This window comes from Streptosporangium sp. NPDC049046, from assembly GCF_040649155.1.
In the GTDB taxonomy this organism is placed as follows: domain Bacteria; phylum Actinomycetota; class Actinomycetes; order Streptosporangiales; family Streptosporangiaceae; genus Streptosporangium.
Window position 1 is genome coordinate 118507 of the sequence record NZ_JBEZEZ010000008.1, and the last position, 15920, is coordinate 134426.

The window sequence follows — 15920 nt, forward strand, 5'->3', positions numbered from 1 at the left end:
ACGCGAAGGAGACGGGGTCGATGCCCAGGAGGGACCCGGCGGGTGAGGGTTTCGAGTGCGGACCCGCCGGAGGAGGGAGGGCTCTACTGGACGGGGGTGCCGCCGCGCCAGACCCGGCGAGGCTTGAGGCCGAAGGACCAGGCGAAGGCGCCCTCGTGGTCGGCGTCCCACTGGACGATGTCGGCCAGGCGTCCGGGAGCGAGGACACCGCGGTCGGGAGCGCCGAGGACCGTGGCGCCACCGAGGGTGGCGGCTCGGAGGGCGTCGCCGACACTCATGCCGAAGGCCGCGACGGCGAGGCTGATGACCAGGGACATCGAGGTGATGCCGCAGTGGCCCGGATTGTGGTCACTGCCGAGAGCCACGGTGACCCCCTGGGCGAGCATCCGGCGGACCGGGGGCAGGCTGCCACGCTGGAGGGCGGTCCCGGGGCAGACCACGGCGGGGACACCGTAGCGGGCCAGGATCGCGATGTCCTCGTCGGTGGTGTGGTGGAGCAGGTCGGCGGAGGCGCAACCGAGTTCGGCGGCGAGCTGAACGGCGCCGCGTCGGCTGTAGGCGCCGGCGTGCACGCGCGGCAGCAGGCCGACGTTGCGCCCGGAGGCGAGGACCCAGCGGGCCTCCTCCGCGGTGAAGTGGCCCTCGTCGCAGTAGACGTCGACACCGTCGGCTCCCGCCGCGGCGGCGTCGGCGCACCAGGAACCCACCGCCTCGACGTAGTCGCGCTGGCGGCCGAAGTATTCGGGCGGGACGACGTGCGCGGCCATGAAGGTCACGTGGACCCGCGGCATCATCGGCTCTTTCTCCAGCTCGCGCAGGAGCCGCACGTCGGCCAGCTCACCGTCACGGGTGAGGTGATAGCCGGTCTTGGCCTCGATGGTGGTGGTGCCGCTGAGCAGCCATTCACGGAGTCGCTCACGGACGCCGTTGCAGAGCGTCCAGGGGTCGGTGCCTCGGGTGACCGTCACGGTGGAGCCGATGCCGCCGCCCGCCGCGGTGATCGCGGAGGGGGTGGAACCGCTGGAGCGCATCGCCATCTCGGCGTAGCGGTTTCCCGCGTAGACCGGGTGGGTGTGCGCGTCGATCAGACCGGGGGTGACCAGCGCGCCGCCCAGGTTCTCGACGTGGTCGACGTCGACGATGTCGTCGACGACACCGGGCACGCTCTGCGGAAGATCCGCGGCGCGACCGACCCAGGCGATCCGGTCGTTGTGGACGAGAATCGCCGCGTTGCTGAACACGTCGTTTCCGGTCCAGAGCCGGCCGATGTTGGTCAGGAGGCGGACCGTCATCGCATCACCGCCTTGTGTTCAGGGGAAGACACCTGGAGGAGGACCGCACCCGGACGGGGCGGGCCGCTCCGCGCGGCGCCGAGCACCGCACCCTTCGAGCCCGCTGTGAGTCCGGACGGCATCGGGGGTCTCCTGCTCTCATCCGCGTGTCTGTTGTGCGGCGACAGTATCGCCGGGATCATGATCGGGCGATTTCAGTTCAGTTACGTTATTTCACAAGTCGGCCCGCTGTACAGGCTAATTGGGAAGAACGCCGCCCCTCCGCGACCGCACCTCACCCGCCGGCTCGACGGTCACGCGTGGCGTCGAACAACTTTCCACAGCTCAGACTACTTCTTCATCGCTCGTAACAGTAGTCACCAGAGCAACTTGCGTCATAACATCTCGCTAGATTTGCCTTATGGTAGCAATCTAAACCTTGGGCGACCACTGCAACTTTTGAGGCTTTTGTACGTTTTCGCACTCTCACAGTGCAGCCACCGCAGGCCGTCGGGCGCAAGTTCTGCCATTGAAACGCGGTTCGCCACCACTCTAGATTGGAACTCGAAAGACTCAAACCGCGCCCTTCCGGCGACCCGCCCCACCTGCCCGCGGGCCTGCACCGCGGCGTGACGGCGATCCCACGGTCACCCGCGAGCTCCGACACCCTCGCCTCCAACGCTCCCGGTGGGCACGCCCCCCGCCCTCGATGGGCACACGCCCCAGGATGACGTCCGAGGACCTCTCGGGACCGCGCGATGTGATACAACGCACAGGCCGTCCAACCTGGTCGCTCTCCCTCGAAGATCTGACCACAAGCGGCCCACCAAACCCCCAAAAAAGGTCGTAAGCAGGACGTTCCATGTAGCCTTTCGTGCGAGTTGTCTTCAGGTCGTACGCATGGGAGTTGCCTTGTCCGTCCACGCGGACGCCGGTCGGCGTCGCATCGAAGAACTTTTCCAGGAGCACGAGGCACGCGTCTTCAAGCGCTGGCTTGAGATCGCCCGTTCGTCCATCGGGGACCATGCGGAGAGCGGAAAGCTCGCCGATCAGTTGCGCGAGCTCTCCCAGGCGCTGCGTCAGTCCTTCGGGGACTCCGGAGACCTCAGTGACCTGCGCGGCCTGCTCTCCGAACTCTCCCGGGACCGTGCCCGCCAGGGGTTCACCCCGACCGAGACCGCGACCCTGGTCTTCGGTCTGAAGGAGGCCCTCTACGAGGTCGTCGAGGATGACGGTTCCCCCGAGGCCATTCGTGGTTTCATCTGGTTCTCCCGGGTAATCGACGACCTCGGCCTCTTCACCATGGAGAGCTACGCGGCGGCCAGGGAGAAGATCATCATTGACCAGGCGGAGCAACTGCTGGAGCTGTCCACCCCGGTGGTCAAGCTCTGGGAGGGCATCGTCGCGGTGCCGCTGGTCGGCACGCTCGACTCCGCCAGGACCCAGGTCGTGATGGAGAAGCTGCTCCAGACGCTCGTCGACACCGGCTCCGAGCACGCGGTCATCGACATCACGGGGGTCCCCGCCGTCGACACCGAGGTCGCCCAGCACCTGCTCAAGACCGTGGTGGCGGCCCGGCTGATGGGTGCCGAGTGCGTGATCTCCGGTATCCGCCCGCAGATCGCCCACACCATCGTCACCCTGGGCATCGAGTTCGGTGACATCGTGACCAAGGCCACCCTCGCCGACGCGCTGGCCCACACGCTGCGGGCGAGCGGCGTCAAATTCGTCAAGGGCGGGGCGTCCCGCATCGCCGTGCGGACGGTGGAGGGCTGATGGATCGCGTTCCCATCCTCAAACTCGGCGACATCCTGATCGTCTCCATCCAGATCGACCTGCAGGACATGAGCGTGCTCGCCCTGCAGGAGGACCTGTCGGAGAAGGTCGTCGAGACCGGAGCACGAGGGGTGATCATCGACATCACCGCCGTGGAGATCGTCGACTCCTTCATCGGCCGGATGCTCGCCACCATCGCGGCGATCTCCCGCATGCTCGACGCCGAGACGATCGTCGTCGGCATGCGACCGGCGGTGGCGATCACCCTCGTCGAGCTCGGCCTCTCCCTCGGCGGCGTACGCACGGCGCTCAACCTCGAGAAGGGCGTCGCCCTGCTGAACCAGATCGAAGAATCCCAGCACTTCGAGGCCTCCCGGTGACGACCGCGAAGGAACTGCCCATCAACGTCAACGGCGATGTCGTGCTGGTCCGCCAGCACGTCAGGACCGTCGCGGTGGACGTGGGCCTCTCCCTGGTCGACCAGACCAAGGTGGTGACCGCGGCCAGTGAGCTGGCCCGCAACGCCCTGGTCTACGCGGGAGGCGGGCAGGTACGGGTCGAGGTCGTCCACAAGGGCATGCGGCGGGGCCTGCGGATGGTCTTCAGCGACAACGGCCCCGGCATCTCGGACATCGAGCAGGCACTGACCGACGGGTGGACCACCGGCGGAGGCCTGGGGCTCGGCCTCAGTGGTTCGCGTCGCCTGGTCGACGAGTTCGACCTCGAATCGACTCCCGGTGAGGGAACGTTGATCACGGTGACGAAATGGGCGCGCTGATCCACTCACAGCGTGACAACTGGGTAAGGGCCGAGGACGCCAGCGCGATCGGCGCCCTCCGCCGCACCGCCGTGACACTCGCCGAGGCGCGGGGATTCAGCGAGGAGGACAGCGGACGGGTCGCCGTCGCGGTGAGCGAGGCCGCCTCGAACCTGGTCAAGCACGCGACCAACGGGGTCATGCTGATTCGCCCCCATCTGGAACTGGACTCGGCGGTGGAGGTCCTCGCGATCGACCAGGGGCCGGGAATGCGGGACGTCTCCCGCGCCCTGCGCGACGGCTACTCCACCACCGGCACCCTCGGCATCGGCCTGGGGGGCATCGCCAGGATGGCGAGTGGATACGAGGTTCACTCCATGCCCGGCCGGGGCACCGTGCTCGGTATGTACTTCGTCGCGCAGGGCGCCCCGCGGCCCCGGTGCCGGGTGAGCGGCCTCACCCGCCCGATCGGCGACGAGACCGTCTGCGGCGACGCGTTCGTGATCACCGATGAGGGCGCCGTGACGACCGTGATGCTCTGTGACGGCCTCGGCCACGGCCCCGCGGCCGCCCATGCCTCCCAGGAGGCGGCACGGCTGTTCCTGCGGCACGCCGACCTCGCTCCGGTCACCGCCCTGGAGCGCATCCACACCGGTCTCGGCCACACCAGGGGCGGCGCGGTCGCCGTGGCCCGCGTCGACGGCACCGCCGGCACGGTGAGCTTCGCCGGCCTCGGCAACGTCTCCGCGTGGATCGCCCACAACGACGGCCGTCAGGGGATGATCTCGGTTCCCGGCATCGCCGGTCACAAGGCCAGGACACTGCGCCAGTACGAGTACGCCCTGCCACCGCACAGCGTCGTCCTGCTCCACTCCGACGGTCTGTCCGAGCGGTGGAACATCACCTCCTATCCGGGTCTTGTCACACGCCTTCCCTCCGTCGTCGCCGGCACGCTGCTGCGTGAGGCCGGGACCCGCAGGGACGACGCCTGCGTGGTCGCCGTCAGGCCGGGCACATGACCGGGGACGAGCTGATCCAGATCCATGTCCGGGACGACCAGGATGTCTTCGCCATGCGCAAGCTGGGCCGTGAGGTGGCGGAGAACGTCGGGATGGAGACCCAGGACCAGATCCGGGTGGCCACCGCGCTGAGCGAGATCGGCAGAGAACTCGTGGAGGCGGGGAGCGACACCTTCGTCGCCTTCCGGCTGGAGCGGGACGCCCTGCGCATCGCGATCGACTTCTCGAAGGCCGACTTCCGTCCTTCCGACGGCATGACCCTGGCGGGGCGTCTCGTCGACCGCATCGAGCTCGATTCCGCCGAGGGAAGAATAAGTATGGTCAAACGGCTCCCGCAGGGCCGCAAGCCGAGATTCTCAGCGGAGGAGATCCGCGCCAAGCTCGCCGCGGTCGCGCCCACGACGGCCCTCGACGAGCTGCGCAGGCAGAACCGCGAGCTCGCCGAGACCCTGGAGGAGGTCCTGCAGCTCAACACCGAACTGCAGGAGACCAACCAGGGAGTGCTCGCGCTCTACAACCAGCTGTCGGAGGAGTTGGAGGAGACCAACCGCGGCGTCGTGGCGCTCTACGCGGAGCTGGACGAGAAGTCCGCGCAGCTCCGGGCGGCGAGCGACGCGAAGAACAGGTTCTGGGCCACCGTCAGCCACGAGCTGCGCACCCCCCTCAACTCGATCATCGGCCTGGTCCGCCTCCTGGTGGGCCCCGGCGGGGACCCCCTCGCCGACGAGCAGCTCCACCAGATCAACCTCATCGGTTCCTCCGCGGAGACGCTCCTGTCGCTGGTGAGCGAGTTGCTCGACATGGCGAAGGCCGAGGCGGGCAGGCTCGACCCTCAGCCCTCCATGGTCGATCTGACGGCCCTGGCCGAACGACTGCGCATGACGTTGCGCCCCACCACCGGCCACGACGGGGTGCGGCTCACCGTGGAGGTCTCGCAGGCACCGGTGGAGATGCTGGTGGACGAGGTGATGCTCACCCGGATCCTGCGCAACCTGCTCACCAACGGACTGAAGTTCACCGAGCAGGGTGAGGTCAAGCTGGAGGCGAGGCTGGACGAGACCACCCAGGATCTGGTCTTCACCGTGACCGACACGGGAATAGGCGTGCCCGAGGAGTATCTGGAGCGCGTCTTCGAGGAGTTCTTCCAGGTTCCCGGACCGATCCAGGTGCGGAGCAAAGGGACCGGGCTCGGCCTGCCGTACGCGCGTCGGCTGGCCGAGGCAATGGGCGGCGGGCTGCACCTGACCAGCGTCGCGGGCTCCGGCACCACGGCCACCCTGAGGCTGCCCTACCGGCACGACGGGGCCCCCGTGGTCGACCGGTTGCTCGTCGTGGACGACGACGAGGAGTTCCGCGCCGTCGTGCGCCGGATGCTTACCGGATTCGCCGCCCACATCGACGAGGCCTCCGACGGCCTGAGAGCCCTGGAGATGATGGAGGAGAATCCACCCGACGTCGCCCTGGTGGACCTGCTGATGCCCCGGCTCGACGGCACCGCGCTGATGCTGCGGATGTCCGACGACGAGCGGCTGCGCAAGGTGCCGGTGATCGTCGTGACCGTCGCCACGGCGCGCCAGGTCCCCGAGAGGGCGCACATGATGGTCCCCAAGCACGGCCTCCGCCGCGACACCCTGCTGGAGGCGATCGAGAGCGCCCTGGGACACGTCGATGACTAGGAAAACCGCGAGGAAGGAGGCGACCGTACTGGTCGTGGACGACACCCCGACCAAGCTGTACATCCTGTCGAGCTGGTTGCGGCGCTCGGGTCACCAGGTCGTGCAGGCCACCGGCGGCATGGAGGCACTCGCCAAGGTGCGGGAGCTCCTCCCCGACCTCGTCGTCCTGGACGTACGGCTGCCCGACATCAGCGGCTACGAGGTCTGCGAGCAGATCAAGGCGGATCCGGCGACGTCCTCCATCCCGGTCATCCAGATCTCCGGGGCCGCGATCGCCCCCGCCGACCGGGCACAGGGGCTCGAACGCGGGGCGGACGCCTACCTGGCGGAGCCGGTAGAGCCGGACGAGTTCGCCGCGACGGTCGAGGCCACGCTGCGCTACTACCGTGCCCGGCAGCGGGCCGAGCTGATGGCCGGACGACTCGCCGCCCTCACCGAGGTCACGCTCTCCATGAACTCCGCCGAGACGTTCGACGAGCTCCTCGCCACGGCCGTCGAGGGAACCTCACGGATCCTGGGACGGCACGCGGGCGCGCTCGCCCTGCCCCCCGACGGCCGGACCCGCAGGTTCGCCGCGACTCCTTCGGAGAACGTCGCCCAGGCCAAGGTCGCGGCGCCGGACACGCTGCCCAGGCTGAGCGCGATGTCCCTGGGTGCCGCCGCAGGCACCCAGGTCCTCACGGTGCCGGCCGCCGAGTGGATGAAGTTGATGCCCGACGCGACGCTCGACGGTGCCGTCTCGGCGGTGATCTGCCGCACCAAGCTGGGCAGGCCCCCCGTCTATCTCGGGGTGGTGGAGACGCCGCCGCTCGACCCCGACGAGTCCAACGTGCTGCGCCAGCTCGGCCAGGCCCTCGCCCTCGCCGTGGACGCGCTGCGGGCGTACGCCGAGGAGCACGCGATCGCCCTCACCCTGCAGCGCAGCCTGCTGCCGGCGCGGATCCCCGAGATCCCCGGAATCGCGATCAGCTGGCGGTACCAGCCCGCGGTCGACAACGTCGAGGTCGGCGGCGACTTCTACGAGGTCCTGCGGATGGACCACCGGGTGCTCATCGCCATCGGCGACGTCCAGGGGCACTCGCTGCTCGCCGCCACCGTCATGGCGGAGTTGCGCCACGCGCTGCGTGCCTCCGTCATCGGCGCCCAGGACCTCGGCGCGTCGATGGCGCTGCTCAACAACGTGCTGCGGCGCTACCACCCCGGCATGACCGCCACCGTCGCCCTGTTCCTGATCGATCCGGTGACCGGGGAGATGGAGATCTCGAACGCGGGGCACATCCCGCCTCTCGTCATCGCCGACGGCCACGCCCGCTACCACGCTCTGGGCAACCTCCTGCTTGGGGTGGCCGAGGAGACCTACCGGGTCGACCGGGTGAACATCCCCGAGGGAGCCTCGGTGCTGCTGTTCACCGACGGGCTCATCGAGGATCGCGACAAGCTGCTCGACGAGAGCCTGGAGATCGTACGGCACCTGGCGGAGAGCCTGGAGGGAGACCAGGAGGCCTTCTGCGACCGGCTGATCGAGCGGTTCGGCGCCAGGGAGGACGACGTGGCGCTGGTGATGTTCCGGCGCGAGAAGCGCTGAACGACGTCCGGGAGGCGGCGGACGCGTCCGGATGCGCTGGATGCGCCGTACCGCCACAAGAGGACGGTACGGCGCACCGGCGGGTCAGACTGCGGTCTCGACCGGTTTGGCGGTCTTCTCCAGCTCGGCGAAGAGGCCGGGCAGGACCCTGGCGTGCAGCACCGTGCCGTCTCCGGTGTGCTCGACGCCGAGGACCTCGCCCTCCTTGTGCGCCCTGGAGATCAGGTCACCGCGCTCGTACGGCACGAGAAGCCTGACCTCCTGGTCGAAGCGGGGCAGCTCCCGCTCGATCACGGCCCTCAGCTCGTCGAGTCCGGCGCCGGTGCGGGCCGAGACCACGACGGTGTGCTTCTCCTTCGCGGTCAGCTGGGCCAGCACCACCGGGTCGGCGGCGTCGGCCTTGTTCACGACCACGATCTCGGGGATGTCGCGGGCGCCCTCGATGTCGCCGATCACCTCGCGTACCGCGGCGAGCTGCGACTCGGGGTCGGGGTGCGAGCCGTCGACCACGTGCAGGATCAGGTCGGCGTCGCCGACCTCCTCCAGCGTGGAGCGGAACGCCTCGACGAGCTGGTGTGGCAGGTGCCGGACGAATCCGACGGTGTCGGCGAGCGTGAACAGGCGGCCGTCGGGCGTGTGCGCCTTACGGACCGTCGGATCGAGCGTGGCGAACAGGGCGTCCTCGACCAGCACCCCCGCGCCGGTCAGCCGGTTCAGCAGCGAGGACTTGCCCGCGTTGGTGTATCCGGCGATGGCCACGGCGGGAACCTCGCGCTGCAGGCGCCGCGAGCGCTTGGTCACGCGGGCGGTGGTCATCTCGCCGATCTGGCGGCGCAGCTTGGCCATCCGCTCGCGGATCCGGCGGCGGTCCAGCTCGATCTTGGTCTCACCGGGTCCGCGGCCTCCCATGCCGACGCCGCCCGCGGCGCGACCGCCGACCTGGCGTGACAGGTTTCCACCCCAGCCTCGCAGGCGCGGCAGCAGGTAGTTGAGCTGCGCGAGCTCGACCTGCGCCTTGCCCTCGCGGCTCTTGGCGTGCTGGGCGAAGATGTCGAGGATCAACATGGTCCGGTCGATGACCTTGACCTTGACGATCTCCTCAAGCTGGCGGAGCTGGCCGGGGCTCAGCTCTCCGTCGCAGACCACGGTGTCGGCACCGGTGGCGGAGACGATGTCGGCGAGCTCCTGCGCCTTGCCGGAGCCGATGTAGGTCGCGGTGTCGGGCTTCTGCCTGCGCTGGATCAGACCTTCCAGGACCTCCGAGCCCGCGGTCTCGGCGAGGAGCTTCAGCTCAAGGAGGGAGTTTTCCGCGTCGGTCGACGTACCGGAGGTCCAGACACCGACGAGGACGACCCGCTCAAGCCGCAGCTGGCGGTATTCGACCTCGGTGACGTCTTCCAGCTCAGTGGAGAGGCCCGCCACCCGGCGGAGTGCCTGGCGTTCGGCCAGGTCCATCTCGCCGTTGTCGAGCAGGTCGTCGAATCGGTCGATGTCCAGCGGCTCACGAGTGTCTATGTCGTCGCTCCATTCAGATGGTTGGTGCGTATGCGTTCTTCTCACAGGAGAGAACGCCCCGACACCCCGGGTCTCTTCCCCTTGATGGTGCCACGGGAACCTCCGGTCATCACCTGGTTATCACCGCCTCGTCCCGGCGCGCCGTGAACGCTCCTCGGTCGGGGCCCCGGGAACGGCTCGAAGGCGCGGCCTCAGGGAAGCCGGACCGAGGCGTCGCCCGAGCCGGTCCGCAGCGTGACCTTGCGGGGTGAGGAGGGGTCCCTGACCACCTCCACGGTCTCCTGACCCGAACCGGTGTCGGTGGTGACGTCGTAGCCGCCCTTGGGAAGGTAGGCGACGACGTCGCCGGAGCCGGTCTCGATCCGCACCTCCTCGGGCGCGGCGGAGAACCTCGCCTCGACGTCGCCGGAGCCGGTGTCGGCGACGAACCGCTTGGAGGTCAGGGCGCCGGCCTCGATCTCGCCGGAGCCGCTCGTGGCCTCGACCTCCCCGGTGAGCCCGCGCATCGTGATGGTGCCCGAGCCGGTGTCGAGTTTGGCCGTGAGGCCCCGCGGGATCTCGACCTTGTAGTCGACCGAGCAGTTCCCGCGGCATTCGTAGCGCAGGGTGAGCGTGCCGCCGTCCACCGGGTGCCGGAGGGTGGGCTTGTCGCCACGCCAGTGGATGGTCTCGGTCACCCGGACGGCCTCCCGGTCCGACTCGGCGACCACGATGTCCCCGGAGCCGGTGGCGACGTCCAGGGCCTTCAGCTCGCCGGTGACGTCGTAGGAGACGACCTCCTGCTGCCGGTCGCGGAAGTCGAGTGCGCCGCACCCCGAGAGCACGAACACCGACCCCAGGATCGCCCCTGCGACGACCATGTTCCTCTTCATGTGCTCAGTCCTCGACCTTCCGGGAAACCTTCGCTTCCCAACCGACGTGCGACGGGTTCGTCCTCTCCCTCTGCCGACCTGCCGAGGGCGCTCACCCAACTCTGACCGAGCCCGCCTCCCAGATCATCGGGGAACGCCCGGATCGGCCCCTGAGGGGGACCCTGCCTTTGACCGGTGACCGGCCCTGAAGTAGCGTCGATTCCACAATTCAGAATTACTTTTCCACCATATGGAAATCCGCGAGGAAAAGAGGACCCATGGACGGCGTTGAGATCGGCGGCCCCCTCCAGGACCGCTTCGAGGAGATCCTCACGCCGGAGGCACTGGCCTTCCTGGCCACCCTCCAGCGCGAGTTCGACGGCCGGCGTCTGGAGCTGCTGGAGGCCCGCCAGACCCGCCAGGCGGAGCTGTCGGCGGGAGGCACCCTCGACTTCCTGCCCGAGACCCGGCACGTGCGTGAGTCCGAGTGGCACGTCGCCCCGCCCGCCCCCGGCCTGGTGGACCGCCGCGTGGAGATCACCGGCCCCGTCGACCGGAAGATGACGATCAACGCGCTGAACTCCGGCGCCAAGGTGTGGCTCGCGGACTTCGAGGACGCCAACGCTCCCACCTGGGAGAACACCATCAACGGACAGCTCAACCTGCGCGACGCGCTCGATCGGACCCTGGACTTCTCCGCCGGGGAGAAGAGCTACGCCCTCAAACCGGACACCGAGCTCGCCACCATCGTGGTCCGGCCCCGCGGATGGCACCTGAACGAGAAGCACCTCACCTGTGACGGCAGGCCGTTCTCCGCCTCCCTCGTCGACTTCGGCCTCTACCTCTTCCACTCGGCGCAGCGGCAGATGGCCAAGGGCAGGGGCCCGTACTTCTACCTGCCGAAGATCGAGTCACACCTGGAGGCCCGCCTCTGGAACGACGTCTTCGTCAGGGCCCAGGAGCTGCTCGGCATCCCCCACGGCACGATCCGGGCGACGGTGCTCATCGAGACCTACCCCGCCGCGTTCGAGATGGACGAGATCCTCTACGAGCTCCGCGACCACTCCGCGGGGCTCAACGCCGGCCGCTGGGACTACCTCTTCAGCGTGATCAAGAAGTTCCGCACCCGGGGCCGCGAGTTCCTGCTGCCCGAGCGCAACGCCGTGACGATGACCGCTCCGTTCATGCGGGCCTACACCGAGTTGCTGGTCCGCACCTGCCACCGGCGCGGGGCCCACGCCATCGGCGGGATGGCCGCGTTCATCCCCTCCCGCCGCGACCCCGAGGTCAACAAGGTCGCCCTGGAGAAGGTCACCGCCGACAAGACCCGCGAGTCCGGCGACGGTTTCGACGGCTCGTGGGTGGCGCACCCCGACCTCGTGCCGATCTGCCGCGACGTCTTCGACGCCGTCCTGGAGGACCGGCCGAACCAGCTCCACCGCCTGCGCGAGGACGTCTCCGTCTCCGCCGCCGACCTGCTGGCGGTCTCCAAGACCCCCGGCGACATCACCGAGGCGGGGCTGCGCAACAACGTGGACGTGGCGCTGCGCTACCTGGCCGCCTGGATGGGCGGGCTGGGCGCGGTGGCGATCCACAACCTGATGGAGGACGCGGCGACCGCCGAGATCTCCCGTTCCCAGATCTGGCAGTGGATCCACAACGGCATCGAGCTCGCCGACACCGGTGCCGTGGTGACCAGGGAGCTGGTCGAGAGGATCATCGACGAGGAACTCGCCAAGATCAAGGCGGAGCCCGGCTACGACGAGGCCCGCTACGGTCAGGCCACCGCCCTGTTCAAGGAGGTCGCCCTCGACGACGACTTCGCGGAGTTCCTTACCCTCCCGGCCTATGCGCGTATGCCGTGACATGACCAGCCCGACAGTGCGAAATCCTCATCCCCCGGCGGGGATTCCTCACTCCGGGCGGTCCCCGCGGGCGGATGCGGACGCCGGGCTCAGTGGATACTTTGCGTGCATGAGCGATGACAGGAACGGCGAAGGAGCCGACCAGGGCGAGTACGCGGCACTGCTCGACGCCGTCAAACGCGAGATCATCGGCAGCAGGGGACGGGTGGCGCTGCTCACCACCGACACCGAGCTGATCCGGCAGTACTGGCGGATCGGCCGCCACATCCTCGATCGGCAGCCGGACGACGACTGGGGCAGAAGGGCGGTGCCCCGGCTCTCGACCGACCTGCGCGGCGCGTTCCCCGAGGCGATGGGGTACTCGCGGACCAACCTCCTCTACATGAGGGCCTTCGCGGCCGCCTGGCCGGACTCCATCCCGAGGACGACCCGGCCGATCCCCTGGGGCCATCACATCGTCCTGCTCGACATGCTCGACAACAGGGCGACCAGGGAGTTCTACGCGCGCAAGACCGCGGACGAGGGGTGGGCGAGGGGCGTCCTGATCACGATGATCAAAGGAAGGCTCCACCTGCGCGTCCGGCACTCCCCGCCGGGCCCCGTCCGCACGCCGCCCTCCCCCGAGCGCCGTACCCCGCAGCGGGCGCCCGGAGAGCCCTGCTTCTCCGGCCTCGTGGACGACGGCCCCAGACACGGCAGGAACGCCGGCGCCGCCGCGCTGAGTGAGAATTCGAGACGAGGATGACAAGAACGGCGTCCTCGATCGGCCGATGGAGGCCGGCGGGCACCGGCGACAGCGCCGGGACGCCGGGCACGCCGGAGGAGGAGCGATGTCGACGAAGACCCTGGACGAGCCGGCCCGCAGGTTCGAGGAACTCCTCGGACCCGGGTCGGTCATCACCGATCCCGTGCGGCTGCGCACCTACGAGTGCGACGGGCTGACCCACCACCGGGTCACCCCCGGAGTCGTGGTGCTGCCGGAGAGCACCGAGCAGGTCGCGGCCGTGGTGAGGATCTGCAACGAGTACGACCTGCCGTTCGTGGCCAGGGGCGCCGGGACCGGACTGTCGGGCGGTGCCCTGCCACGGTCCGACGGGGTGCTGGTCGTGACCTCGAAGATGCGGCGGATCCTCTCCGTCGACCTGCCGAACCGGAGGGCGACCGTGGAGCCGGGGGTCACCAACCTGGCGATCACCGAGGCCGTCCGCGACCTGGGCCACTACTACGCACCCGACCCCTCCAGCCAGCAGGTCTGCACGATCGGCGGCAACGTGGCCGAGAACTCCGGCGGCGCCCACTGCCTGAAGTACGGCTTCACCGTCAACCACGTGGTCGGCCTGGAGATCGTCACCCCCGACGGTGACATCGTCGAGCTGTCGGACACCGATCCCGGATACGACCTGCTGGGCGCGTTCATCGGCTCCGAGGGCACCCTCGGTATCGCGACCAAGATCGTCGTACGGCTGAGCAGGCTGCCGGAGGCCGTGACGACGCTGCTCGCGGCGTTCGAGGACATCGAGCGGGGCGGGCAGGCGGTGTCGGCGATCATCGGCGGAGGCATCGTGCCCGCCGCGATCGAGATGATGGACGCCCTCGCCGTCGAGGCGGCCGAGGCGGCCGTGGCGTGCGCCTACCCGGAGGGCGCGGGGGCGGTGCTCATCGTGGAGCTGGACGGCCCCGCGGAGGAGGTCGCGCACCAGTTCGGCGAGGTGACGCGACTCTGCCGGGAGAGCGGCGCGTTCGAGATACGGGTCGCCGACGACCCGGCGGAGCGGGCCGCGATCTGGCGGGGCCGCAAGTCGGCGTTCGCCGCGGTGGGCCGGATCAGCCCCGCCTACATCGTCCAGGACGGTGTCGTCCCCCGCACCGCGCTGGGCGGGGTGCTGGCGAGCATCGACGCCCTCTCCCGCGAGTACGACATCAGGGTGGCGAACGTCTTCCACGCCGGTGACGGCAACCTGCACCCGCTGGTGCTGTTCGACGACGCCGAGCCGGGTGCGGAGGAGAGGGCGGAGATCGTGTCGGGGAGAATTCTCGACCTGTGCATCGAGCACGGCGGTTCCATCACCGGCGAACACGGCGTCGGCGTGGACAAGTCCCGATATATGCCGAAAATGTTCTCTGACGACGATCTCAACACCATGCAGCTGGTGCGCTGCGCCTTCGACCCCCGCGGCCTGTCGAACCCGGGAAAGATCTTCCCGACCCCCCGGCTGTGCGGCGAGGTCCCCGGGGTCCGCAAGGGCGCGCACCCGCTGGTCGAGTCGGGACAGGCGGAGCACTTCTGATGGGAGCACCGCTGGAGGCACCCTTGAAGGCACAAAAAGCACAGGAAGCGCAGCAGGCGCTGCGCGCGACGGGCGTGACGATCCGGGAGGCGACCTCCAACGACGCGGTGGGCGGGGTCTCGCCCCGCTGGGTGGCCCTGCCGGAGAACACCGGGGAGGTCGCCGCGCTGATGCGCGTCTCGGCCGCCCACGACCTGGCCGTGGTCCCGGTGGGAGACGGCACCAAGCTCGGCTGGGGCAATCCCCCCGAACGGTGCGACCTGCTGATCGACACCTGCTGCCTGCTCCTCGGGGACGGATCCGCGGTCGAGCACTCCTCGGGCGATCTCGTGACGCGGGTCGGCGCGGGACTCCCCCTCGGCGTCCTCAACGCCACGCTCTCGCGGTCGCGGCAGGAACTCGTCCTGGACACGCCCCTGGGTGCCGGCACGGTCGGCGGCACGCTCGCCACCGCGGTCGCCGGTCCCCGCAGGTTCCGCTACGGCACCGCCCGCGACCTGCTGATCGGCATCACGGTCGTGCTGGCCGACGGCACGATCGCCACCTCGGGCGGCAACGTCGTCAAGAACGTCGCGGGCTATGACCTGGGCAAGCTCTTCACCGGCTCCTACGGCACGCTCGGCGTCATCACCGAGGCCACCTTCCGCCTCCACCCGATCCCCGCCGACCGCCGGTGGGTCACCGTGGACCTGCCCGCCGGCGGACCGGGTTCCGCCGGTTCCCCCGCGAGGGACGGACTGGACGCGCTGGACGCACTGGTCGCCGAGCTCGCGGCCTCGCAGGCCGAGCCGAGCGCCGTCGAACTGGAGTGGCCGGACATCACCGGCGAGGCCACCGTCTGCGCGCTCGTCGAGGGAGTGGCGGCCGATGTCCGCGCGGAGGCCGTGCGCACCTCGATGGACGAGTACGGGAGCGCGCGGATCACCGCCGAGGCGCCCGCCTGGTGGTCGGTGCCGCCCGGCGAGGAGGTGCTGCTGGAAATGCGGGTCCCGCCCGCCGCGGCCTGCCCGGCGCTGCGCGCGGTCGCCGCACGCGGGCTGCCCGCTCGGGTGCGCGGGTCGGTGGCCTCAGCGGTTCTGCTGGCCGCCCTGCCGGGGGACGTCGGCGAGGCGGAGTTCTCCGGGTTCGTGACGGGCGTACGCGACGACCTGCGGCGGCTCGGTGGCGCGCTCACGGTGCTCGCCGTGCCACCCGCTCTCGCCCGCGGGATCGATCGCTGGGGTCCCTCCGGCGCCCTGCCTCTGATGCGGCGGGTCAAGGAACGGTTCGACCCCGGCCGGAGGATGTCCCCCGGCCGGTTCGCGGGAGGGATCTGAC

The 15920-nt window shown here is 69.6% G+C and carries 13 protein-coding genes; 10 read left to right on the forward strand and 3 right to left on the reverse strand.

The window, feature by feature from the left end; all coding sequences use genetic code 11:
• Window positions 1–83 precede the first annotated feature (83 nt).
• The gene (hutI, locus tag AB0B96_RS13410) at window positions 84–1292 is read right to left on the reverse strand and encodes an imidazolonepropionase (protein WP_350944587.1); all 1209 of its coding nucleotides are present in this window, start codon (window positions 1290–1292) and stop codon (window positions 84–86) included.
• Window positions 1293–2171: 879 nt separating this feature from the next.
• Between hutI and AB0B96_RS13415 the strand changes: the two genes are divergently transcribed.
• From AB0B96_RS13415 to AB0B96_RS13440, 6 genes are read left to right on the forward strand one after another with little or no spacing between them, the layout of a single operon-like run.
• Window positions 2172–3047, forward strand: coding sequence for an STAS domain-containing protein (locus AB0B96_RS13415; protein ID WP_350944589.1), 876 nt, complete (start codon window positions 2172–2174; stop codon window positions 3045–3047).
• Window positions 3047–3427 carry an STAS domain-containing protein gene (locus AB0B96_RS13420; RefSeq protein ID WP_350944590.1) on the forward strand — a complete coding sequence of 127 codons (381 nt, stop codon included), beginning with the start codon at window positions 3047–3049 and terminating at the stop codon, window positions 3425–3427. Before AB0B96_RS13415 ends, AB0B96_RS13420 begins: the two co-directional genes overlap by 1 nt.
• Complete coding sequence (locus tag AB0B96_RS13425) at window positions 3424–3825, forward strand: anti-sigma regulatory factor (protein WP_362898447.1); 402 nt, start codon at window positions 3424–3426, stop codon at window positions 3823–3825. The genes AB0B96_RS13420 and AB0B96_RS13425 overlap by 4 nt, the downstream gene beginning before the upstream one ends.
• A complete protein-coding gene (locus AB0B96_RS13430; RefSeq protein WP_362898449.1) occupies window positions 3813–4823 on the forward strand; it encodes an ATP-binding protein in 1011 nt (336 codons plus the stop codon). Before AB0B96_RS13425 ends, AB0B96_RS13430 begins: the two co-directional genes overlap by 13 nt.
• On the forward strand, window positions 4820–6499 hold the full coding sequence (locus AB0B96_RS13435) for an ATP-binding protein (RefSeq protein ID WP_362898451.1): 1680 nt from the start codon (window positions 4820–4822) through the stop codon (window positions 6497–6499). Before AB0B96_RS13430 ends, AB0B96_RS13435 begins: the two co-directional genes overlap by 4 nt.
• Window positions 6492–8084, forward strand: a complete 1593-nt coding sequence (locus tag AB0B96_RS13440) for a SpoIIE family protein phosphatase (RefSeq protein ID WP_362898453.1) — start codon at window positions 6492–6494, stop codon at window positions 8082–8084. Before AB0B96_RS13435 ends, AB0B96_RS13440 begins: the two co-directional genes overlap by 8 nt.
• A gap of 84 nt (window positions 8085–8168) precedes the next feature.
• On the opposite strand, the gene hflX is transcribed toward AB0B96_RS13440, so the two are convergent.
• Both hflX and AB0B96_RS13450 read right to left on the reverse strand, forming a co-directional pair.
• Window positions 8169–9539, reverse strand: coding sequence for a GTPase HflX (hflX, locus tag AB0B96_RS13445; protein ID WP_362502212.1), 1371 nt, complete (start codon window positions 9537–9539; stop codon window positions 8169–8171).
• A gap of 251 nt (window positions 9540–9790) precedes the next feature.
• Window positions 9791–10471 carry a DUF4097 family beta strand repeat-containing protein gene (locus AB0B96_RS13450; RefSeq protein ID WP_350944597.1) on the reverse strand — a complete coding sequence of 227 codons (681 nt, stop codon included), beginning with the start codon at window positions 10469–10471 and terminating at the stop codon, window positions 9791–9793.
• 257 nt (window positions 10472–10728) lie between these two features.
• Between AB0B96_RS13450 and aceB the strand changes: the two genes are divergently transcribed.
• The 4 genes from aceB to AB0B96_RS13470 all read left to right on the forward strand — a co-directional run bounded on the left by aceB (window position 10729) and on the right by AB0B96_RS13470 (window position 15919).
• A complete protein-coding gene (aceB, locus tag AB0B96_RS13455) occupies window positions 10729–12315 on the forward strand; it encodes a malate synthase A (RefSeq protein ID WP_362898456.1) in 1587 nt (528 codons plus the stop codon).
• Between the two features lie 109 nt (window positions 12316–12424).
• Entirely contained in the window at window positions 12425–13060 is a 636-nt protein-coding gene (locus AB0B96_RS13460; RefSeq protein ID WP_362898458.1) for a DUF1016 N-terminal domain-containing protein, read from the forward strand.
• A gap of 85 nt (window positions 13061–13145) precedes the next feature.
• Complete coding sequence (locus AB0B96_RS13465) at window positions 13146–14603, forward strand: FAD-linked oxidase C-terminal domain-containing protein (protein ID WP_362898460.1); 1458 nt, start codon at window positions 13146–13148, stop codon at window positions 14601–14603.
• A complete protein-coding gene (locus AB0B96_RS13470) occupies window positions 14603–15919 on the forward strand; it encodes an FAD-binding oxidoreductase (RefSeq protein ID WP_362898462.1) in 1317 nt (438 codons plus the stop codon). The genes AB0B96_RS13465 and AB0B96_RS13470 overlap by 1 nt, the downstream gene beginning before the upstream one ends.
• Window position 15920 lies beyond the last annotated feature (1 nt).